The organism is Micrococcus sp. CH7 (genome assembly GCF_001595485.1).
Taxonomy (GTDB): Bacteria; Actinomycetota; Actinomycetes; order Actinomycetales; family Micrococcaceae; genus Micrococcus; species Micrococcus luteus.
In genome coordinates this window covers 81,807-103,182 of the sequence record NZ_LOSQ01000021.1, presented here as the reverse complement: position 1 = coordinate 103,182, position 21,376 = coordinate 81,807, and the positions used below count along the sequence as shown (strand labels likewise).

Below are 21,376 nucleotides of genomic sequence, written 5' to 3'. Positions count from 1 at the left end.
CCCCGTGGGCCTGCCCAGCGTTTCCCGCCAGCCTGGGACGTGCCCGGCCCCTGCTGACGGCCACGTGCCCGGTTCCGGACTCCCAGGTGCCGCGGGCCCGTGCCCGACGGTGTGTCCTGGCGGCGGGGGCTGTCCCGGCAGGGTGGCCATCCGCCACCCCTGGGCCCCGAGATGGACGACGGCCCGGATGCAGGCCACGGCGTCACGGTCAACATGGTGGGCACCGGTGCAGAGCCAAGCCGTACTCCGCTGCACCGATGCACCGATGCACCGATGGTGATGATGAGGCCCATCGCCGCAACCACCGGCCAGCCCTTTCTTCCTGACCGAGGAGCTGTCGACAGTGCGTGGCAGGTGCCCGTGCGGACGCGGCCACGGGCTCTCCGGAGGCCGGGCCGGCCCCGCCCCCTCGGACGGTGCAGAGGGGGCGGAGGGGGCCTCGTCCGGCGCCCACCGAAAGTGTCACCCTCACCTCGCCACGTGGACCGTCACAAGCGACGGCCCTGCTGGCCTGCACCCCGTGCGACTCCCCTGCCCGGTCTCTACGTGACGAGGCTCGTTCCGGCCGCTGAGAGCGGCGTAGGAGTCGCGGGCACGGGCATCAACGGGACGCGCGACGGGACGGCCCATTCAAGTGCCGCCGCGGCACGCAGACGTCGTCATGGGCAGCGCGGTGAGGCGCTCCTGGCGCGCCGCTGACTCTGCGCGGCGGTCGATGCCCGGGCCTACGGAGACCACGAGACAGCGGGACGGGCCACCAGGCGAACCCTTCACCCGGGCACCACGCTTGGCCCCCGAGCGGCGAGTAGGCCGGTCGCCGTGACCGGCCCCGCGGCGCAGGAGCTGGCTGCCCGCGACGGCGCCGTGTCGCTCCGCAGCACACGCGGCATGAAAACGCCGCAGGCCGGACCCCAAGGGGTCCGGCCTGCGGCGTTCGACGACGGCCAGGTCAGTGGGCGTACTTGCCCCGAGAGAACTCGTAGACCCACCCGAAGGTGAAGTAGGTGCCCGCGACGACGCCGATGATGAAGATCCACCAGCCGACGGCCAGACCGGTCACGATGATCGCGCAGGCCAGGCCCAGGCCCAGCGGCCACCAGCTCCAGGGAGCGAAGGTGCCGTAGGTGCCGGCGTATTCGACGATCTGGCCGTCCTCGTCATCGGCGGGCCCGACGCCGTACTTGCGCTCGGCGACGTTCAGGTACCACGCGATCATCCAGGACATCCCGCCCACGGCGTAGATGGCCGGGATGCCTGCCCACTCGGTCCACTCGACCCAGAACCCGTAGAGGGTGGCGGCTGCGATGAAGAACAGGCCGATGATCCAGAAGATGTTGGCTGCGACCTTCACTGTGCGACCTTCTCTCCGAAGGCCTCAGACGTGTTCTGAGGCGAGTGCGGGAAGAGCTCCGGGTGGTGCAGATCCAGCGCCGGACGCTCGGAGCGGATGCGCGGCAGGGAGTGGAAGTTGTGCCGCGGCGGCGGGCACGAGGTGGCCCACTCGAGCGAGCCGCCGAAGCCCCACGGGTCATCCACGGTGACCTTCTTGCCATAGCGCGAGGTGATGTAGACGTTCCAGAAGAACGGGATCAGCGACGCGCCGAGAACGAAGGAGAACACCGAGGAGAACGCGTTCATCGCCTGGAAGCTGTCCTCCACCATGTAGTCCGCGTAGCGACGGGGCATGCCGATGACACCGAGCCAGTGCTGGATCAGGAACGTGCCGTGGAAGCCCACGAACAGCAGCCAGAACTGGATCTTGCCGAGACGCTCGTTCAGCATCTTGCCGGTGAACTTGGGCCACCAGAAGAAGAAGCCGGCGAACATCGCGAACACCACGGTGCCGAAGATGACGTAGTGGAAGTGCGCCACGACGAAGTAGGTGTCGGACACCTGGAAGTCCAGGGGCGGCGACGCCAGGATGACGCCGGTCAGGCCACCGAACAGGAAGGTGACCATGAAGCCGAGCGTCCACAGCATCGGGGTCTCGAAGGTGATCGAACCGCGCCACATGGTGCCGATCCAGTTCACGAACTTCACGCCGGTCGGGACCGCGATGAGCATGGTCATCACGGAGAAGAACGGCAGGAGCACGGCGCCGGTCACGTACATGTGGTGCGCCCACACCGTCACGGAGAGCGCGGCGATCGCCGTCGTCGCGAACACGATGGACTTGTAGCCGAAGATCGGCTTGCGGGAGAACACCGGGATGATCTCCGACACGACGCCGAAGAACGGCAGGGCGATGATGTACACCTCGGGGTGGCCGAAGAACCAGAAGAGGTGCTGCCACAGGATGGCGCCGCCGTTCTCCGGGTTGAAGATGTGGCCGCCGAAGCGACGGTCCAGGCCCAGCGCGAAGAGCGCGGAGGCAAACGGCGGGAACGCCATCATGATCAGGATGCTGGTGATGAGCGTGTTCCAGGTGAAGATCGGCATGCGCCACATCGTCATGCCAGGAGCACGCATCGTCAGGATCGTGGTGATGAAGTTGACGCCGCCCATGATCGTGCCGAAGCCCTGGAGGACCAGACCGAACACCCAGAGGTCACCGCCGACGCCCGGCGAGAACGTGGTGTTGGAGAGCGGGGCGTAGGCGAACCAGCCGAACGAGGCCGCACCCTGCGGGGTGAGGAACCCGGCGGTCGCGATGAGGGAGCCGAACAGGAAGAACCAGAACGCCAAGGCGTTCAGACGCGGGAAGGACACGTCCGGAGCACCGATCTGCAGCGGCACCAGCACGTTGGCGAAGCCCGTGAAGAGCGGGGTCGCGAACATGAGCAGCATGAGCGTGCCGTGCATGGTGAACAGCTGGTTGTACTGCTCCTTCGTCTGCAGGATCTGCATGCCGGGCTCGAAGAGCTCCGCGCGGATCATGAGGGCCATGACGCCGCCGATGCAGAAGAAGACGAAGGACGTGATCAGGTACATGTACCCGAGCACCTTGTGGTCGGTCGTCGTCAGCCAGCTGACGACGATCTTGCCCAGCGAACGGGGCACCACACGAGGCTGCGCCTGTGAGCGCACCTCATCCGTTGCGTACTCGTAAGTGGTCATCAGTGGCTACCTCCACCGCGGGGGGTCTGGAGATCGCGCTCCATCGTCCCGGCGCCGTCAGGGTTGTTGTTGGGATTGCGGCTGTACTCGTCGCCCACCTGACCCGGCTCCATCTCCTCGAGGCGCTGGACGAACTCCGCCTCGTCGACGACCTCCACGTTGAAGAGCATCTCGGAGTGGGACTCGCCGCACAGCTCGGCGCACTTGCCGTCGTAGCTGCCCAGCTCCTGGGGGGTCAGGTACAGGTGGTTGGTCTTGCCGGGCACCATGTCGCGCTTCTGGAGGAACTGCGGGATCCAGAAGGAGTGGGCCACGTCACGGGACTTCAGCTCGAAGTGCACCGGCACGTCATTCGGCAGGTACAGGACCGGAAGGGTGTCACGCACGCCCTCGGTGCCGTCCAGCTGGGCCTGGATGCCGGAGTAGTAGGCCTCGATGACCTCGCCGTTCTCCTGCTCGTAGGAGTAGTTGAAGTCCCAGGACCACTGCTTGCCGTACACGGTGACGGTCAGCGGCGAGTCGTCCACGGGGCGGTCGACCTCGGTCTGGACGCGGTCGGTGAAGCCCCAGAAAGTGAAGACCATCAGGATCGGGATGGCCGTGAACATGGTCTCGAGCGGCACATTGTAGGCCGTCTGCTTCGGGAAGCCCTGGTCGTTCTTGCGGCGGCGGTACGCCACCATGCACCAGATCATGGCGCCCCAGGCCAGCAGGCCGACGACCATGGCCGCGATCCAGGAGTTCACCCACAGGTCGGTGAGCTGGGCGTTGTGGTTGGTGGTGTCCCGGGTGCCGGGGTACCAGCCGCGCTGGACCTCTGCCGAACAGCCGGTCAGCACCAGGAGCGCCGTGGTGCCCACGGCACCGGCGGTCCAGCGGCGGCGGGTCCGACGTCCGGCGTCATTCTGTGCTCTCACAGACGGCCTTCCTCTTCATCTCGTGTGCGAGGGGCGTCCCCGCTCCCCCGGCGATTCGGCGGCTTCTCGCAGCGTCCTCGCAGGGAGCACGGGTATGCCCTGATGATTCAGAGCCAGTCTAAGCCGAAACACGCGGATTCTCCGCACCGTGACACGTGCCGATCGTGTCTGGGAGTCGGGTCCGAGCATCCTGGGCGCGGTGCCCGGGCACGACGACGGCGGGCCGGCCGAGGCCGACCCGCCGGTTCGCGGTCCGTGGCGCTCCGGGCGCCCGCAGATCAGTGGAAGGAGTCGCCGCAGGCGCACGAGCCGCCTGCGTTGGGGTTGTCGATCGTGAAGCCCTGCTTCGAGATGGTGTCCTCGAAGTCGATGGTCGCGCCCATGAGGTAGGGCACGCTCATCTTGTCGACGATCACCTCGACCCCGTCGTAGTCACGGACGGTGTCGCCGTCGAGGACGCGCTCGTCGAAGTAGAGCTGGTAGATCAGGCCCGAGCAGCCGCCCGGCTGCACGGCGACGCGCAGCCGCAGGTCCGTGCGGCCCTCCTGCTCGAGCAGCGAGCGCACCTTGCCGGCCGCCACGTCGGTCAGCTCGACCTCGTGCGGGGGCAGGCCCTCGGCGTCCTGGGTCGCGCCGATCTCGACGCCGGTCTCCTCTGCGGACAGAGCCATCGTGACCTCCTCAGATCATGGGGCGCGGACGGGGCCGTCACGCGCGTGTGGTCTCCCGGGCAACACTAGCCGCCCACGGGGCATTCCCGGCCCGCCGCACCGACGGGCCGGGCGGCGCTCACGCCGAGAGCCGCGCGAGCCAGAGCGCCTCGGCCACGACGGCCCGCTGGAAGTCGTCGATGTGCAGCGACTCGTTGGCCGAGTGCGCCCGCGTGTCCGGGTCCTCCACGCCCGTGATGAGGAGGGTGGCCTCCGGGAAGACCTCGGCGAGGTCCGCGGTGAACGGGATGGAGCCGCCCATGCCGATCGCCCGGGGCTCGACGCCCCAGGCGTCCTCCAGGGCGGCCATCATCGCGGCCGCGGCGGGGGCCGAGGTGTCCGTCGTGAACGGCTGACCGAACTCCCCCGCGGTGACCGTGGTCTCCGCGCCGAGCACCGCCGCGGACTGCGCCTCCAGGTGGGTGCGCAGCGCCTCGAAGGCCTCCGCGGGCTCCATGCCGGGGCCCAGGCGCAGCGAGAACTTCGCGCGCGCCGCGGGCTGGATCGTGTTCGAGGACTCCGCGACCGAGGGCGCGTCGATCCCGATGATGCTCAGCGCGGGAGCGTTCCACAGCCGGTCCGCGACCGGGCCGCGGCCGGCCAGGGTCACCCCGTCCAGCACGCCCGCGTCCGCACGGAAGACGTCCTCGGGGTAGTCCAGGCCCGCGGTCTGCCGCGGCTCGAGGCCGGGCACGGCGACCGCGCCGTCCGCGTCGTGGAGCGTGGCGATCAGCCGCGAGAGCAGGACGACGGCGTCCAGGACCGGCCCGCCGAACATGCCGGAGTGCACGGCGTGGTCGAGCACCCGGACGGTCACCGTGCCGTCCACCAGCCCACGCAGGGAGGTGGTCAGCGCGGGCTCCCCCACGGCCCAGTTGGACGAGTCCGCGACCACGATCGCGTCGGCGTCGAGGCGCGCCCGGTGCTTCTCCAGGAAGGTGCGGAAGGTGGGCGAGCCGGCCTCCTCCTCGCCCTCGATGAAGACGCGGACGCCGACGCCGGCGTCGGGCAGGACGTCCCGCAGGGCGGCGAGGGCGGCGAGGTGGACCATGATGCCGGCCTTGTCGTCGGCGGCGCCGCGGCCGTACAGCCGCCCGCCGCGCTCGGTGGCCACGAGCGGCGGGGTGTCCCAGAGGTCCTCGTCCCCGATCGGCTGCACGTCATGATGGGCATACAACAAGACGGTGGGCTTGTCAGAGGCGCCGGGCTTCTCGCCGATCACCGCCGGCCCACCGGGCCGGTCGTCGTCGCGGGTCTCGGTCACGATCTCCACCTCCTGCAGGCCCGCCTCGCGCAGCAGGCCCGCGACGGCCTCGGCGGACCGCTCGAGCTGGGTGCGGTCCGCGGAGTCCCAGGCGATGCCCGGGATCGCCACGAGGTCGGTGAGGGTCTGGAGGGTCGTCGGAAAACGGGCCTCGACGGCCTCACGGACGGCGGAGACGAGGGCCGCGTCCTGCGGCGCACGGGAGGTGATGTCAGTCATGACGGCCAGCGTAGACGGCGGCCGGGCCGAGGGTCGTGCCCCCGGGCGGTCCGGACCCGCCCCACCACTAGACTGGACGGGTGTTCAAGCGAGACAAGACCCCCGAGACCGCGCCCGCCCCCTCGACTCACGGCTCCTCGGCCGCTCCCGCCGAGGGCGCCGCCGTGGCCGAGGACGGGCCGCGCGACCGCTCGCAGGGCAAGAAGGGCCCGACTCCGCGGCGCCGCGACCAGGAGGCTGCGCGCCGTCGCACTCTGGTCCCCGAAGATCGCAAAGCGGCTCGCAAGGCCGAGCGCCAGGCGATGGCCCAGGAGCGGATGCGCCAGCGCGCCGCGCTGGAGACCGGGGACGAGCGCGGTCTCCCGGCACGCGACAAGGGGCCGCAGAAGCGCTGGGTCCGTGACTACGTGGACGCGCGGACCGGGATCGGCGAGTGGCTCATGCCCGTCGTCTTCGCCTACGTCCTGCTCATGTTCATCCCCGGTCGCGAGGCGCAGCTGATCCTGATGATCAGCCTGTACGTCCTCGTGGCCCTCGTGCTCATCGAGAGCTTCCTGGTCAGCCGGCACATCAAGAAGGGCCTCACGGAGCGCTTCGGCACGCCGGAGTCCGGGACCGGCTTCTACGGCATCATGCGGGCCCTGCAGTTCCGCCGCCTGCGTCTGCCCAAGCCCCAGGTCAAGCGGGGCGAGTACCCCGCCTGACACGACACCGCGCCACGGCCCGGACCCCGGTGGGTCCGGGCCGTCGCGTCCCCGGCGAGCAGACCGTCAGCCCCGCAGGGACCGGGCCAGCCCGGCGGTGATCCGGCCGGCCCAGAACGGGCCCTCGTACAGGAACGCCGTGTATCCCTGGACGAGGTCCGCGCCCGCGTCGAGCCGGGCCTGGACGTCGTCGGCGTCCGTCACCCCGCCCACGCTGACGACGGCGGTGCCCGTCGGCAGCGCCGCCCGCAGGACCTCCAGCACCCGCATCGACCGCTCCTGCAGCGGGGCGCCGGACAGGCCGCCCGCGCCCAGGGCGTCCACGTCGGCACGCGGGGTGCGCAGACCCTCCCGGGAGACGGTCGTGTTGGTCGCGATGACGCCGTCCAGCCCGAGGCGCTCGGCGAGCGCCCCGACGGCGCGCACGTCGTCGTCCGCCAGGTCCGGGGCGATCTTCACGGTCAGCGGCACGCGACGGTCCGGGACCGCACGGTCGGCCTCCTCGCGCACCGCCGTGAGGATCGGCTCCAGCGCGTCGATCTCCTGCAGCTGGCGCAGCCCCGGCGTGTTCGGCGAGGACACGTTGACCGTCAGGTAGTCGGCGTGGGGCGCGAGCAGGCGGGTCGAGGCCCGGTAGTCGTCCGCCGCGTCCTCGAGCGGGACCACCTTGGTCTTGCCGATGTTCACGCCCAGGACCGGCCGGGTCGGACCGAAGCGGCGCTCCAGCGTCTGCCGGGTCCGCGCCAGGCGGGGGGCGACGGCCGCCGCGCCGTCGTTGTTGAAGCCCATGCGGTTGACCAGCGCCCGGTCGTCCACGAGACGGAACAGTCGCGGTTGCGGGTTGCCGGGCTGCGGCTGCGCCGTGATCGTGCCGACCTCGATGTGGCCGAACCCGAGGTCGGCCAGGGCGGCGGTCCCCCGGCCGTCCTTGTCGAACCCCGCGGCCAGGCCGAAGGGCGTCGGGAACCGCAGGCCCATGACCGTGCGCGCGAGCAGCGGGTCCGGGCGGAAGGCGGCGCGCAGGGCGGCGGACGCCCCGGTGCGCTCGACCAGCCGGATCGCGTCGAAGCCCCGATGGTGCGCCTGCTCCGCGTCCATGCCGCCGAACACGGCACGGAAGAAGGGCGGGTACAGGCGAGGCGCGCGGGAGGTCAGGAGGCCGTCGACGGCGGACTTGGGATCAGGCAGCTGCATGCCCCCATCCTCGCACGGGCCTCCCGCCCGCCCAGGGTCCTCCTACAGTGGTCGGATGGCCCGTGACCCGATCCAGCCGCCGCCCCCGGACCCCTCCGCCCCGCACGGCGCCCCCGCCGGCGGACCGACGGAGGAGGACACCCGCCCGTTCCTCGACGACCCGCCGGGCCTGGGCTGGGTCCCGGACGGACTGCCGGGCTTCGAACGATGCACCCTCGGCCTCGACACCGATGAACAAGGACAAAACCTTGTCACAGTGGTGCGTCCGCGCACCGACGCCCCCCGTGACCCGGCCCGGCGGCCCATCCTCTCGGTGCACGGCTGGAGCGACTACTTCTACAACGCCCCGCTCGCCCACGCGTTCGAGGCCGCTGGCTACGCCTTCCACGCCGTCGACCTCCGCCACTACGGCCGCTCGCTGCGCGCGGGACAGACGCCCGGCTGGACGGACGACCTGACCCGCTACGACGCGGACCTCGAGGCCGCGCTCGAGACCATCGCCCAGGATCACCCGCTGCCGCCCATCCTCATGGGGCACTCCACCGGCGGGCTGATCGCCGCGCTGTGGGCGGACCGGAATCCCGGCCGCCTCGCCGCGCTCGTGCTCAACAGCCCCTGGCTGGAGATGCAGGGCAGCGCGGGGGTGCGCCTGCTGGCGAAGTCCATCGTGGGGCCCGTCTCCGCCATGAAGCCCTACGCCGTGCTCACGCTGCCGCGCATCGACCACTACTGGCGCACCCTCTCGGACCAGGCCGAGGGCGAATGGGACCTGCACCCGCTCTGGCGTCCTCCGCACGCGTTCGAGGTGCCGGCCGCCTGGCTGAGCGCGGTCCTCTCGGGGCACCGGGCCGTGGCCGGGCGGCTCGACGTCTCCGTGCCGATCCTCGTGCTCGTCTCCGCGCGCGGGCATCGGGGCACGTCCTACGCCGAGGCGATGCTGACCTCGGACATCGTCCTGGACCCCGACGCCATGGCCCGACGCTCCCTGCGGCTCGGCAACCGGGTGACCGTCCACCGGCTCCCCGACGCGCTGCACGACGTGTTCGCCTCCCCCGCGTCGGTGCGCGAGGCGGCCGGTGCCGCGACGCTCACGTGGCTGGGGGCCTACGCGCCTCCGTCGGCGTCCGAGGCCGAGTCCGGCGCGCCGGACGACGGCGCCGGCTGAGGGGTGTCCACGGCGCCGCCGTAGCGGCGGTCCCGGCGGGCGTAGGTCTCGACGGCGGCCCACAGGGTCCGCCGGTCGACGTCCGGCCACAGCACGTCGAGGAACAGCAGCTCCGCGTAGGCGGACTGCCACAGCAGATAGTTGGACAGGCGCTGCTCCCCCGAGGTCCGCAGGAACAGGTCCACGTCCGGGACGACGTCGACGTCCTGACCCGTGCGGAAACCGCGGTCGAGGTAGCGGGTGATGACGTCCTCGCTGATCTCGCCCGGCCGCATCCGGCCGGCCCGGACCTCTTCGGCGATGGCCTGGACGCCGTCCAGGATCTCGGCCCGGCTGCCGTAGTTCACGCACATGTGCAGCGTGGTGCCGGTGTTGTGGCGCGTGAGCTCCTCGGCCTCCTGCAGCTCCCGGATCACGGGGGTCCAGAGGCGCGGGGCCCGCCCGTTCCACCGGATCCGCACGTTCCACGAGTGCAGGGTGTCCCGCTGCCGGCGCAGCACGTCCCGGGAGAAGCCCATGAGGAAGCGCACCTCCTCCGCCGAGCGCCGCCAGTTCTCCGTGGAGAACGCATACGCGGACACGTGGCCGATCCCCAGCTCCACCGCCCCGGCGACGACGTCCAGCAGCGCCGCCTCGCCGGCCCGATGGCCCTCGGTGCGGGGCAGGCCGCGCTGGTTGGCCCACCGTCCGTTGCCGTCCATCACGATCGCCACGTGCCGGGGCACGAGACGCGGGTCGATCCGCGGGGCGACCGCACCCGAGGGGTGCGGCGGCGGGGGCTGCGGGGCACGGTCGGCGCTCATGGTCTCCTCTCGACGCGCGGGGCGGGGAGGCCGAGGTCCTGGTCCAGGACGGACAGGGACACCAGGCGCCGCTCGGCGTGGAACTGCAGGTACGCCGCCACGATAGCGGCCGCCTCGCGGCGGGCGGGGGCCCCGGAGGCGTCCGCGGTGGCCCAGTCCCCCGCCGCGAGGGCCGAGAGCAGGTCGAAGGTCTCCGGGGCGGGGTGCGCGGCACCGGGTGGCCTGCACTCGGGGCAGACGGCCCCGCCGAGGCCCACGTGCAGCGCCGTGTGCGGGCCGGGGGCGCCGCAGCGGGCGCACCGGTCGAAGGTCGGGGCCCAGCCGGCCTGGGCGAGCGCCCGCAGCAGGAACGAGTGCAGGATCAGGCGCGGGTCGTGCGCGCCGCGGGCCAGCGCGGCCAGCGCGCCGTGGAACAGGCGGTACTGGGCGCGCCGGCCGTCGTCGTCGACCGCGGGGACCCGCTCGACGGCCTCGGCGAGGGCGCCGGCGACGGTGTAGGCGTCGTAGTCGGCGGCCAGCATCGTCGCGTACGGGTGCAGCAGCTGCGCCTGGCTCACGGTGTGCAGCTCCCCCCGGCCGCGTGCGAGCTGGAGCGTGGAGTGCATGAACGGCTCCACCACCGAGCCCAGCCGGGAGGACGTCTTGCGCACCCCCTTGGCCACGGCCCGGACCAGGCCGTGCTCGGGGGTGAGCGCCTCGATGATGCGATCGGCCTCCCCCAGACGGTGGGTGCGCAGCACGATGGCCTCGGTGCGGAACGAGTTCGCCGCGTAGCCGCCGTGCCGCGCACCCCGCCGGGAGGAGCCGGAGCCGCTCACGCGCGCAGGGCGCGGTTCACCGCGGACACCACGGCCTTCAGCGAGGCGGTGGTGGTGTTGTGGTCCAGGCCGACGCCCCAGAGGACACGGTCGCCCACGGCCGCCTCCACGTAGGCGGCGGCCATGGCCGCGCCGCCCTCGGACAGTGCGTGCTCGGAGTAGTCGAGCACGCGGACGTCCACGCCCTCCTCGCCGAGGATGCGCAGGAACGCGTCGATCGGGCCGTTGCCCTGCGCCGCGCGGGTCTGCGTGACGCCGTCGACCTCGAGCTCGGCCTCCATCCGGAACGTGCCGTCCTCGCCGGAGGCCGAGGAGACCGAGCGGAGCCGGTAGCGGCCCCACTGCGCCTCCGCCGCGTCGGCGGGCAGGTACTCGTCCTGGAACACGCGCCACAGGTCGGCGCCGGAGACCTCGCCGCCCTGGGCGTCGGCCAGATCCTGGATGACGTGGGAGAACTCGATCTGCGCGCGGCGCGGCAGGTCCAGGTTGTGCTCGGACTTGAGCAGGTAGGCGACGCCGCCCTTGCCGGACTGCGAGTTCACGCGGATGACGGCTTCGTACGAGCGGCCGATGTCCTTCGGGTCGATGGGCAGGTACGGCACGGCCCACGGGATGCCGTCCACGTCCGTGCCGGCCGCCTTCGCGTCGACCTCCATGGCCTCGAAGCCCTTCTTGATGGCGTCCTGGTGGGAGCCGGAGAAGGCCGTGAAGACGAGGTCGCCGCCCCACGGCGAGCGCTCGGGCACGGCCAGCTGGTTGCAGTACTCGACCGTGCGCTTGATGTGGTCCATGTCGGAGAAGTCGATCATGGGGTCGACGCCCTGCGAGTACAGGTTCATGCCCAGCGTCACCAGGTCGACGTTGCCGGTGCGCTCGCCGTTGCCGAACAGGCATCCCTCGATGCGGTCCGCCCCGGCCAGGTAGCCCAGCTCGGCGGCGGCCACGCCCGTGCCGCGGTCGTTGTGCGGGTGCAGGGAGAGGATGAGCGAGTCGCGGTGCTCCAGGTTGCGGTGCATCCACTCGATCGAGTCGGCGTACACGTTCGGGGTGGACATCTCCACCGTCGCCGGCAGGTTCAGGATCATCTTGCGGTCGGTGGAGGCCTCCAGGACCGTGGCCACCTCGTCCGAGATGCGCCGGGCGAACTCGAGCTCGGTGCCCGTGTAGGACTCGGGCGAGTACTCGTAGGTGATCTGCGTGCCCTCGAGCTGCTCCTCGAACTTCTTCACCAGGCGCGCGCCGGAGGTCGCGATGTCCACGATCCCGTCCTCGTCCTGCCGGAACACCACGCGGCGCTGCAGCACCGACGTCGAGTTGTACAGGTGCACGATGGCCCGGTCGGCGCCCTCGAGCGCCTCGAAGGTGCGCTCGATCAGGTGCTCACGGGACTGGGTGAGGACCTGGATGGTGACGTCGTCCGGGATGTGGTCGCCCTCGATGAGCTGACGGACGAAGTCGTAGTCGGTCTGCGAGGCGGACGGGAAGCCGACCTCGATCTCCTTGAAGCCCATGCCGATGAGCAGCTGGAACATGCGCAGCTTGCGCTCGGGGCCCATGGGGTCGATCAGGGCCTGGTTGCCGTCGCGCAGGTCCACGGCGCACCACAGCGGCGCCTTCTCGATGACCTTGTCCGGCCAGGTGCGGTCCGGCAGGGCGACCTCGATCTGGTCCTGGAACGGGACGTACTTGTGGAACTTCATCCCCGACGACTTCTGCAGGTGGGCGCTCATGCGTGTTCTCCCTCGACGTGCGCGCGGCGGGCGCGCGAAAGGTGGGTGGTCGGTGGCCGGACCGGGAGGTCAGGGGCTCCGCACGGGGTGTCCGGTCCGGTGGGAGGCGTCCTGCCTCCGCATGCGCTCAGGCGGCGTGGATCACGGCCTGGCACGGGGACCCCGTGCGGCCGGGAAGTAGCAGGCGGGCCGTGGCCGGCGCTGTCGTCGCGCGGCGGAGGGACATGCCCCGACCCTAGCACCGAGGTGGGCCGGGCCACAGGAGGCCGTCCCCGTGTGACGCACGACGACGGCGGCCCGCTCCGGCGCGTGCGCGCCCGGGTCGGGCCTCCGGCTCAGAAGCCGAGTCGGCCGAGCTGTTTGGGGTCGCGCTGCCACTCCTTGGCGACCTTGACCCGCAGGTCCAGGTGCACCTTGGTGCCGAGCATGCGCTCGATGCCCGCCCGCGCCTGCGCGCCGATCTCACGCAGCCGGGAACCGCCCTTGCCGATGATGATGCCCTTCTGGCTGTCCCGCTCGACGAAGACGTTCGCCCACACGTCCATGAGGGGCCGATCCGCGGGGCGGTCCTCGCGCAGGGACATCTCCTCGACCATCACGGCCACCGAGTGCGGCAGCTCGTCGCGCACGCCCTCCAGGGCCGCCTCCCGGATGAGCTCGGCGACCATGACCGCCTCCGGCTCGTCCGTGAGCTCGCCGTCGGGGTACAGGGGCGGCCCGGCCGGCAGCAGCCCCGCGAAGACGCCCAGGACGTCGTCGACCTGGCGGCCGGCCACCGCCGAGACCGGCACGACGGCCGCGAAGCCCTCCCCGCCGTTCTCCGGCCCGAGGACCTCGTCGCCCAGCGCGGTCACGGCCACGAGCTGCGCCATGAGCTGCTCCGGGCCCACCTTGTCCGTCTTCGTCACCACGGCGACCACCGGGGTGCGGTGCAGGTAGGAGAGCTGCTGGGCGATGAACCGGTCGCCCGGGCCGATCGCCTCGTCGGCCGGCAGGCACATGCCCACGGCGTCGACCTCGTTGAGCGTCTCCGCCACGAGGTCGTTGAGGCGCTCGCCGAGCAGGGTGCGGGGCCGGTGCAGACCCGGGGTGTCCACGAGCACGAGCTGGAAGTCCTCGCGGTGGACGATCCCGCGGATGGTGTGGCGCGTGGTCTGCGGCTTGGAGGAGGTGATCGCCACCTTCTCCCCCACCAGCGCGTTGGTGAGTGTGGACTTGCCGGCGTTCGGCCGGCCCACGAGCGAGACGAAGCCGGAACGGAAGCCGTCCGCGGCGCGGGCCGGATCGACGAGATCGGTCATGGGGTCATCCTTGTCAGGCGGGGCGTGGGGTGGGGCGGCCGGCTCAGGCCACGGGGTCGGCGGGTGCGGCGCCGTGGGCCTGCTCCTCGCGCCGGCGCAGCCGCACCGGGCGGTCGGGGGTCTCGGAGACGCGCAGGCGCGCGACCCGGTTGCGGCGGGGCTCGAGGGTGTCCGCGACGAGCTCGATCCCCTGGACCACGACGCGCGAGCCCTGGATCGGGACGCGGCCGAGCTCCTTGGCGAGGAGGCCGCCGACCGTGTCGACGTCGTCGTCCTCGTCCTCCTCCGGCAGCTCGAACTCCTCCCGGAAGTCGTGGATGCCCATGCGCGCGTCGACGGAGTAGACGCCGGGCGCGACGAACTCCACCTCGGGGCGGTCCGGCTGGTCGTCCTCGTCGTAGATCTCCCCGACGATCTCCTCGATGAGGTCCTCGAGGGTCACGAGCCCCGCCGTGCCGCCGTACTCGTCCACCACCACGGCCACGTGGGTGGACTCGCGCTGCAGCTCCTGCAGGAGGGTGGCCACGGACTTCGACTCGGGGACGAAGCGGACGTCGCGCATGACCTCGGTGACGGGGGTGTCGGTCGCAGCGCCGTCGTGGTGCAGGGCGCGGGTGACGTCCTTGAGGTGCAGCATGCCCCGGATGTCGTCGGCGTCCTCGCCGATCACCGGGATGCGGGAGTTGCCGGAGCGCAGGAACAGGGCCATGGCCTGCCCGAGCGTGTGGTCGGCGTCGATCGTGACGACGTCGGTGCGCGGCACCATGACGGAGCGGACGATGGTGTCGTTCATGGAGAACACCGACTGGATCAGCTCCGCCTCGGAGTCGGCGAGCACGTCCGCGTCGTGGGCGCGGGCGACGAACTCGCGCAGGTGGCGCTCCTGGAAGTCGTCCTCGTCCTCCGGCTCGACCTCGCGACGGCGCCGGTCCCGGTCCAGGCGGGCGGCGAGCGGGCCCAGGGCCCGGCGGAGCACCCACACGAGGCCGCCCAGGCGGCGGGCGACGGCGGCCTCGTTGCGGGAGCCGATCGGCCGCGGGCTCCAGACGCCCAGCAGGGCGGCCACGCCCACGAGCACGACCGCGGCGATCGCCACGGCGAGCCACGTGTCGTCCACCACCGCGTCGGCGGCCGCGGTCAGGCAGACGGCCGACAGGGCCTCGGCCACGAAGCGCCAGACCCGCAGGGCGCCGAGGTGGCTCTCCCGCTCGCGGGCGATCTCCAGGACCTTGGAGCCGGGCCGCTCGCGGACGATGTCCTCCGCGTCCCGCCGGGAGAGGTAGGAGAACGCGGACTCGGCCAGGGACAGCGTCCAGGTCAGGCCGAGGAAGACCAGGAAGAGGGCGAAGAGGACGGCGGGTGTCAGCATGGGCGGTGCCGTCAATCCTCGACGGTGGGGGCCGGGGCGGGCCGGCCGAGGACCTCGGAGACGAGCCGATCCTGGAGCGTGAACATCTCCTCGCGCTCGGCGTCCTCGACGTGGTCGTACCCGAGCAGGTGGAGCATGCCGTGGGTGAGCAGCAGGAGCAGCTCATCGTCACGGGAGTGCCCGCCGCGCGCCGCCTGCTCGGCGGCGACCTCGGGGCAGAGCACGACGTCGCCCAGCACGCCCTCGGCCGGCGCCTCGGGCGAGCCGGGGGTCAGCTCGTCCATGGGCAGGCTCATCACGTCGGTGGGCCCGGGCAGGTCCATCCACTCCTCGTGCAGCTCGGCCATGCGTGCGGCGTCCACGACGGTCACGGCCGTCTCGGCGCGCTCGTGGACGTGCAGGCGCGCGTACACGTGCCGGGCCATGCGCAGCAGCGCGTCCTCGGGGACCTCGATCCCCGACTCGTTCAGGATCTCAACGGCCACGGCGGGCCCCTCCTCGCTTCTGGGACCGCTCCGCGGGGCCGCGGGCGGCGTCGTAGGCGTCCACGATGGCGCTCACCAGCGAGTGCCGGACCACGTCCGAGGAGTCGAAGCGGACCATCTCCAGTCCCTCGATCCCCTCGAGCACCTCGACGGCTTGGGCCAGGCCGGACTGGGTGCCGCGCGGCAGGTCCACCTGCGAGGTGTCGCCCGTGACGACCATGCGCGCACCGAAGCCGAGGCGGGTCAGGAACATCTTCATCTGCTCGCCGGTGGTGTTCTGGGCCTCGTCGAGGATCACGAACGCGTCGTTCAGGGTGCGGCCGCGCATGTACGCCAGCGGGGCGACCTCGATGGTCCCGGCCTCCATCAGCCGCGGGATCGACTCGGGCTCGATCATGTCGTGCAGCGCGTCGTACAGGGGGCGCAGGTACGGGTCGATCTTCTCGGAGAGCCCGCCGGGCAGGAAGCCGAGCCGTTCGCCGGCCTCGACGGCCGGGCGGGTGAGGATGATCCGGTTGACCTCCTTGGCCTGCAGCGCCTGCACCGCCTTGGCCATCGCCAGGTAGGTCTTGCCGGTGCCGGCCGGGCCGATGCCGAAGACGACGGTGGAGCGGTCGATCGCCTCCACGTAGTCCTGCTGGTGCAGGGTCTTCGCGCGGATGCGGCGGCCCCGGCCCGAGAGGATCGAGTCCAGGTGCAGCTGACCCGCGCCGCGCCCGGTGGCGGCGTCGCGGACGTGGTGGACCACCTGGCCCATCACCTCGGGGGTGACGGCCTGGTCGCGGCGGGCGATCGAGCGCAGGTCCTCGACGACGCGCCGCACCGTGGCCACCTCGGCCACCGGCCCGGCCAGGTCCAGCCGCTGGTCGCGGACCGTGACGTCCACGGTGGGGAACACGCCGCCGAGGATCCGCAGCAGGGCGTCCTGCGGTCCGAGCGTGCGGACCATGAGGTCGGCGGACTCGAACGCCACCCCCTCGTGCGCGGTGGCGGGCGGGGTCGGGGTCGTGGGGGGCACGGTCACGATGGGGCGGATCACCTCGGGGTCGCGGGGGCGGGACATCCCGACCAGTCTAGGCGTCGGCGCGCCGTCCTGCCGGGGCTCACCAGCGGCCGAGCCGGTGCTGGAGCACGGCGAGGGCGGCGGGGCCGGCCGTGGAGGCGCGCAGCACGTGCGGGCCGAGCCGCACCGGCACGGCCCCCGCGGCCACGCAGGCCTCGAGCTCGGCCGGGCCGATCCCGCCCTCGGGGCCCACGACGACGGCGATCTCGACGGCCGCGGAGAGTCGCTCCGCCGGCACCGCGGACACCCCGTGCTCCGCGTCCTCGTGCAGTACGAGGACGAGCCGGCCGCCGTCGTCGTCCCAGGCCAGCCCGGCGACCGCCGTCCCGGAGACGTGGTCCCGGACCGCGGGCACCCGGGCGCGACGCGCCTGCTTGGCGGCCGCGCGGGCCGTGTCCGCCCACTTCTGGCGGGCCTTGGCGGCCTTGGGGCCCTTCCAGCGGACGATCGAGCGCTCCGCCTCCCAGGGCACCACGGCGTCCACGCCGAGCTCGACGGCGGCCTGGACCGCCATGAGGTCCCGGTCGCCCTTGGCGAGGGCCTGGACGAGCACGAGCGCCGGGGTGGGCGCCGGCTCCTCCGCCACCGCGTCCAGCCGCACGGACACCGCGTCCGGGGCGGCCGCGAGCACGGTGCCGTGGCCGAGCGTGCCCGACCCGTCGGCCAGGAGCACGGCCTCCCCGGGGGCCAGGCGCATGGCCGCGGCGGCGTGCCGGGCCTCGGCGCCGTCGAAGACGACCTCCGCGCCCGCGCTCGCGCCGGCCAGGGCGCCCGGCTCGAGGTGGAACAGGGGGGCGGTCACAGGTTCCTCAGGTTCTCCCGCAGCCGGGCGAACATGCCCTTGGCCTGGGGTGCGCCGTGCACGACCTCCTCGCCGCGCACCTCGGCCAGGCGCTCCAGGAGCTGGCGCTGCTCGTCGTCCAGGTCGGTGGGCGTGGTGACCACCACGTCCACCTTGAGGTCGCCACGGCCCTGCCCGCGCAGGCGACCGACGCCCAGGCCGTGGAGGACCTCGACGTGGCCGGACTGCACGCCCGGGTCCAGGCTGAGGGACTGCTTGCCGTCCAGGGTGTCCAGCGTGACGGTGGTGCCCAGGGCCGCGGCGGCCATGGGGACGGTCACGGTGGTGGCCAGGTGGTCGCCCTCGCGGCGGAAGGTCTCGTCCGGGCGGACCGCGATCTCCACGTAGAGGTCGCCGTTCGGGCCGCCGCCCGGGCCGGCCTCGCCGCGGCCGGCGAGGTGGATGCGGGTGCCGTCGTCCACGCCCGCGGGGATGCGCAGGGTCAGCGGCGTCCGGGTGCGGACGCGGCCCTGCCCGTCGCACTCGTGGCAGGGCGTCGGGATGACGGTGCCGAACCCCTGGCAGGCGGGGCAGGCCTCGGTGGCCATGACGGTGCCCAGCAGCGACCGCACGGGGCGCTGGATCATGCCGTGGCCCTGACAGGTCTGGCAGGTCTCCGGCTGGGTGCCGGGCTCGCAGCACGAGCCCCCGCACCGCTCGCAGCGCACGGCCGTGTCCAGCTCAATGGTCTGCTCGCCGCCGAAGACCGCGTCGCGCAGGTCGATCCGCGCGATCACCAGCGCGTCCTGGCCGCGGCGGGCGCGGCTGGCGGGGCCACCGCGGCCGCCCTGGCCGGCCGCGTTCATGAAGGTCTCGAAGATGTCGGCGAAGCCCCCGAAGCCGCCCGCCCCACCGAAGCCGCCCGGGAAGCCGGCCTGGCCGTTCTCATTGCCCGTCGTGTCGTAGGCCCGACGCCGGTCCTCGTCCGAGAGCACCTCATAGGCGTGGGAGATGCGCTTGAACTGCTCGGCCGCCTCCGGGTCGGGGTTGACGTCCGGGTGGTGGGTGCGCGCGAGCTTGCGGTAGGCGCGGCGGATCTCCTCGGTGCTGGCGTCACGGCTGACGCCGAGCGTCTCGTAGTGGTCGGTCACGGTGGGGATTCCTCTCGGGGCGAGCGGGACGTGGGGCGGTGCGGGACGGGGCCCGCCAGGACGCGCGGAGGCACGTCAGGTGGTCAGGATGCGGGAGAGATAGCGGGCGATCGCCCGGACGGCGGCCATGGTGCCCGGATAGTCCATCCGGGTCGGACCGATGACGCCGAGCTTCGCCACGGCGCCGGGGCCGTAGGCGGCCGCGACCACCGAGGTGTCCGCGAGCGATCCGGCGTTCTCGGAGCCGATCCGCACGGACACCCCGTGGGCGTCCTGCTCCATCTCCGTGAGCAGGCGCAGCAGCACCACCTGCTCCTCGAGCGCCTCCAGGATCGGCCCGATGGACGCGCCGAAGTCCCCCGGGGAGCGGGCCAGGTTGGCGGTGCCGGCCAGGACGATGCGGTCCTGCCGGCCGGCCTCGAGCAGGTCCTGGACGGCCGCGGCCACGAGGGCCGCGGCCGGCCGGTGCTCCGGGCGGACCCGGGTGACGACGTCGTCCATCACGGCGGCCGCCTGCACCGGACCGAGCCCCAGCAGGGCGTCCAGCAGGAGGCCGCGGAGCACGGACAGCTCCGCCTCGTCGACCGGCCGGTCCAGGACGGCGTGCCGCTGGTCCACCCGTCCCGTGGACAGGATGAGGACCACGAGCAGGCGCGTGGGCGTGAGGGAGACCAGTTCGAGGTGGCGGATCGTGGAGCCGTCCTCGTGGGGGAACTGCGCGACGGCGACCTGCTGGGTCAGCTGGGCCAGGAGGCGCACCGTGGACTCCATCATGTGCTCGGTGTCCGTCTCCGGGTCCAGCAGGGTGCTCACGGCCCGGCGCTCGGCCGGGGACAGCGGCTTCACCTCGGAGAGGCGGTCGACGAACACGCGGTAGCCCTTGTCCGTGGGGACGCGCCCGGCGGAGGTGTGCGGGGCCACGATGAGGCCCTCCTCCTCGAGCGCCGCCATGTCGTTGCGCACGGTCGCGGAGGACACGCCCAGGGCGTGCCGTTCCACGAGCGCCTTGGAGCCCACGGGCTCGCGCAGCGCCACGTAGTCCTCCACGATCGCCTGGAGCACCTGCAGGCGGCGGGGCTGCTCCGACATCTCGGTCCTCCTCTGGTCCGTCGGGATCCGGGGCGACCCCGGAGGTGCCCCTGACTGGCACTCCGGCGGGTCAAGTGCCAATGCTACCGTCCGACCCGGGTGGACCACCCGACCGGTCCGCACGGCTTCGCTCACGGTGATCGCCCGGCCCCGTTGCTACCGTGCTCTCCCATGGACTGGAGCAGCTGGGGCCCCGCGGGCCACGACGACCTGACGCGCCGCCCCGCCCGGACCGTCCCCGATGTGCCCGCCGCCCCCGGCACGGTGGTCGAGGACGTGGCCTCCGGGTTCACCGGGGCCGTGATCGGCATCGAGCGCTCCGGCGGCGTGCACGTGGTGGTCCTGGAGGACCACCGCGGCGTGCGCCGCGGCTTCCCCCTCGGCGGCGGCTTCTGGATCGACGGCGAGCCCGTGACCCTGGTCCCCCCGACCGCCGCGGCCCCGGCGGCGCCGGCCCGCACCGCCTCCGGCTCGCGACGGGTCGAGGGGGCGCGCGCCCGCACCGCCCGCGCCTCACGCATCTGGGTGGAGGGCGTGCACGACGCCGAGCTGGTGGAGAAGGTGTGGGGCGAGGACCTGCGCCTCGAGGGCATCGTCGTGGAGCCCCTGCACGGCGTGGACGACCTCGCCGGGGCGATCCGCACGTTCGCCCCCGGCCCGCGGCGCCGGCTCGGGATCCTCGTGGACCACCTCGTCACCGGGTCCAAGGAGGAGCGCCTCGCGGCCGAGGCCATGCGCGTGCCGGGGGCCGCGGGCAACGTGCTCATCCTCGGCCACCCCTACGTGGACGTCTGGCAGGTCATCAAGCCCTCCGTCCTCGGCATCCCCGCGTGGCCCGTCGTGCCGAAGGGGCAGGACTGGAAGACGGGGATCCTGCGGGGACTGGGCTGGCCGCACGGGAGCAAGGAGGCCACGGGGCTGGGGTGGAAGCGGCTGCTCTCCCACGTCACCACGTACGCGGACCTCGAGCCGTCCCTGCTGGGCCGCGTGGAGGAGCTCATCGACTTCCTCACCGCAGCACCCGAGCACTGATCTCGGCGCGGCCCCCGCCCGCCCGCGCTATGCTGGCCCATGCCCTGCGCCCGGTCCCCGGCGCGCGGGTCCCGCGATCCAGGAGGAGCCCCTCGTGAACACCCGCGCGCAGCCCGACGCCGGCCGCACCGGCCACGGCCCGCCCGCCTGGCTCGTCTCGGCCGGCGGCCGCGGCGCCCCGCTCACGGCGAAGCAGGACCGTGACCGCGCGGCGCTGGCCCACCTCAGTCTGGCGTTCGGCGTGCTCGGCCCGCTGGTCGTGTGGCTGCTCTACCGCGACCGCGGCCCGTTCACCTCGCAGGAGTCGCGCGAGGCCCTGAACTTCTCCGGGCCGCCCACGCTCATCACGCTCCTGTTCTTCTTCCTGTCCCTGCTGCCGGTGGTCGGCCCGATCTTCGCGATCCTCGGCGCGCTCACGTGGGCCGCCATGGCGGTCTACGGCGTGATGGGCGCCTCGCACGTGTCCAAGGGCCGTCCGTTCCGGTACCCGTTCAACCTGCGCATCCTGCGCTGACCCGGGGCCG

Annotated in this window: 20 protein-coding genes; 4 read left to right on the top strand and 16 right to left on the bottom strand. The window is 72.6% G+C overall.

Going from position 1 to position 21,376, the window contains the following annotated elements; genetic code table 11:
* Positions 1–949: 949 nt before the first annotated feature.
* The 5 genes from AUV08_RS06175 to AUV08_RS06155 all read right to left on the bottom strand — a co-directional run bounded on the left by AUV08_RS06175 (position 950) and on the right by AUV08_RS06155 (position 6,167).
* Positions 950–1,351 (bottom strand): cytochrome c oxidase subunit 4, encoded by a 402-nt coding sequence (locus tag AUV08_RS06175; RefSeq protein WP_061867288.1) that lies wholly within the window; start codon positions 1,349–1,351, stop codon positions 950–952.
* Positions 1,348–3,057, bottom strand: a complete 1,710-nt coding sequence (gene ctaD, locus AUV08_RS06170) for a cytochrome c oxidase subunit I (protein WP_061867289.1) — start codon at positions 3,055–3,057, stop codon at positions 1,348–1,350. The genes AUV08_RS06175 and ctaD overlap by 4 nt, the downstream gene beginning before the upstream one ends.
* On the bottom strand, positions 3,057–3,917 hold the full coding sequence (coxB, locus tag AUV08_RS06165) for a cytochrome c oxidase subunit II (protein WP_065423799.1): 861 nt from the start codon (positions 3,915–3,917) through the stop codon (positions 3,057–3,059). Before coxB ends, ctaD begins: the two co-directional genes overlap by 1 nt.
* A 335-nt stretch (positions 3,918–4,252) precedes the next feature.
* Entirely contained in the window at positions 4,253–4,645 is a 393-nt protein-coding gene (erpA, locus tag AUV08_RS06160; protein WP_002854644.1) for an iron-sulfur cluster insertion protein ErpA, read from the bottom strand.
* A 118-nt stretch (positions 4,646–4,763) separates the two neighbouring features.
* Positions 4,764–6,167 (bottom strand): dipeptidase, encoded by a 1,404-nt coding sequence (locus tag AUV08_RS06155; RefSeq protein WP_061867290.1) that lies wholly within the window; start codon positions 6,165–6,167, stop codon positions 4,764–4,766.
* Between the two features lie 80 nt (positions 6,168–6,247).
* Between AUV08_RS06155 and AUV08_RS06150 the strand changes: the two genes are divergently transcribed.
* On the top strand, positions 6,248–6,871 hold the full coding sequence (locus AUV08_RS06150; protein ID WP_061867291.1) for a DUF3043 domain-containing protein: 624 nt from the start codon (positions 6,248–6,250) through the stop codon (positions 6,869–6,871).
* A 66-nt stretch (positions 6,872–6,937) separates the two neighbouring features.
* On the opposite strand, the gene AUV08_RS06145 is transcribed toward AUV08_RS06150, so the two are convergent.
* The gene (locus tag AUV08_RS06145; protein ID WP_061867292.1) at positions 6,938–8,065 is read right to left on the bottom strand and encodes a quinone-dependent dihydroorotate dehydrogenase; all 1,128 of its coding nucleotides are present in this window, start codon (positions 8,063–8,065) and stop codon (positions 6,938–6,940) included.
* Positions 8,066–8,120: 55 nt separating this feature from the next.
* Here AUV08_RS06145 and AUV08_RS06140 point away from each other — a divergent pair, with 55 nt between their 5' ends.
* Positions 8,121–9,230, top strand: a complete 1,110-nt coding sequence (locus AUV08_RS06140) for an alpha/beta hydrolase (protein WP_061867293.1) — start codon at positions 8,121–8,123, stop codon at positions 9,228–9,230.
* On the opposite strand, the gene AUV08_RS06135 is transcribed toward AUV08_RS06140, so the two are convergent.
* From AUV08_RS06135 to hrcA, 10 genes are all read right to left on the bottom strand, one after another.
* Complete coding sequence (locus AUV08_RS06135; protein ID WP_061867294.1) at positions 9,170–10,033, bottom strand: isoprenyl transferase; 864 nt, start codon at positions 10,031–10,033, stop codon at positions 9,170–9,172. The two genes, AUV08_RS06140 and AUV08_RS06135, sit on opposite strands and share 61 nt — an antisense overlap.
* Positions 10,030–10,851 (bottom strand): DNA repair protein RecO, encoded by an 822-nt coding sequence (gene recO, locus AUV08_RS06130; protein ID WP_036384710.1) that lies wholly within the window; start codon positions 10,849–10,851, stop codon positions 10,030–10,032. Before recO ends, AUV08_RS06135 begins: the two co-directional genes overlap by 4 nt.
* Entirely contained in the window at positions 10,848–12,581 is a 1,734-nt protein-coding gene (gene leuA / locus AUV08_RS06125) for a 2-isopropylmalate synthase (protein WP_061867295.1), read from the bottom strand. The genes recO and leuA overlap by 4 nt, the downstream gene beginning before the upstream one ends.
* A 335-nt stretch (positions 12,582–12,916) precedes the next feature.
* Entirely contained in the window at positions 12,917–13,882 is a 966-nt protein-coding gene (gene era, locus AUV08_RS06120; protein WP_041103742.1) for a GTPase Era, read from the bottom strand.
* 43 nt (positions 13,883–13,925) lie between these two features.
* Positions 13,926–15,251: a hemolysin family protein gene (locus tag AUV08_RS06115; protein WP_061867296.1), complete on the bottom strand. Its 1,326-nt coding sequence runs from the start codon at positions 15,249–15,251 to the stop codon at positions 13,926–13,928.
* An 11-nt stretch (positions 15,252–15,262) separates the two neighbouring features.
* The gene (gene ybeY / locus AUV08_RS06110; RefSeq protein WP_010078622.1) at positions 15,263–15,736 is read right to left on the bottom strand and encodes an rRNA maturation RNase YbeY; all 474 of its coding nucleotides are present in this window, start codon (positions 15,734–15,736) and stop codon (positions 15,263–15,265) included.
* Positions 15,726–16,799 (bottom strand): PhoH family protein, encoded by a 1,074-nt coding sequence (locus tag AUV08_RS06105; RefSeq protein ID WP_036336560.1) that lies wholly within the window; start codon positions 16,797–16,799, stop codon positions 15,726–15,728. Before AUV08_RS06105 ends, ybeY begins: the two co-directional genes overlap by 11 nt.
* A gap of 40 nt (positions 16,800–16,839) precedes the next feature.
* Positions 16,840–17,601, bottom strand: coding sequence for a 16S rRNA (uracil(1498)-N(3))-methyltransferase (locus AUV08_RS06100; RefSeq protein WP_041103735.1), 762 nt, complete (start codon positions 17,599–17,601; stop codon positions 16,840–16,842).
* Positions 17,598–18,731 carry a molecular chaperone DnaJ gene (gene dnaJ / locus AUV08_RS06095; RefSeq protein WP_061867297.1) on the bottom strand — a complete coding sequence of 378 codons (1,134 nt, stop codon included), beginning with the start codon at positions 18,729–18,731 and terminating at the stop codon, positions 17,598–17,600. The genes AUV08_RS06100 and dnaJ overlap by 4 nt, the downstream gene beginning before the upstream one ends.
* 75 nt (positions 18,732–18,806) lie before the next feature.
* Positions 18,807–19,820 (bottom strand): heat-inducible transcriptional repressor HrcA, encoded by a 1,014-nt coding sequence (gene hrcA / locus AUV08_RS06090; RefSeq protein ID WP_036336566.1) that lies wholly within the window; start codon positions 19,818–19,820, stop codon positions 18,807–18,809.
* 171 nt (positions 19,821–19,991) lie between these two features.
* On the opposite strand from hrcA, the gene AUV08_RS06085 reads away from it, so the two are divergent.
* Entirely contained in the window at positions 19,992–20,852 is an 861-nt protein-coding gene (locus AUV08_RS06085; protein WP_036336568.1) for a DUF3097 family protein, read from the top strand.
* A gap of 94 nt (positions 20,853–20,946) precedes the next feature.
* Positions 20,947–21,366, top strand: coding sequence for a DUF4870 domain-containing protein (locus AUV08_RS06080; protein ID WP_002854682.1), 420 nt, complete (start codon positions 20,947–20,949; stop codon positions 21,364–21,366).
* Positions 21,367–21,376: the final 10 nt, after the last annotated feature.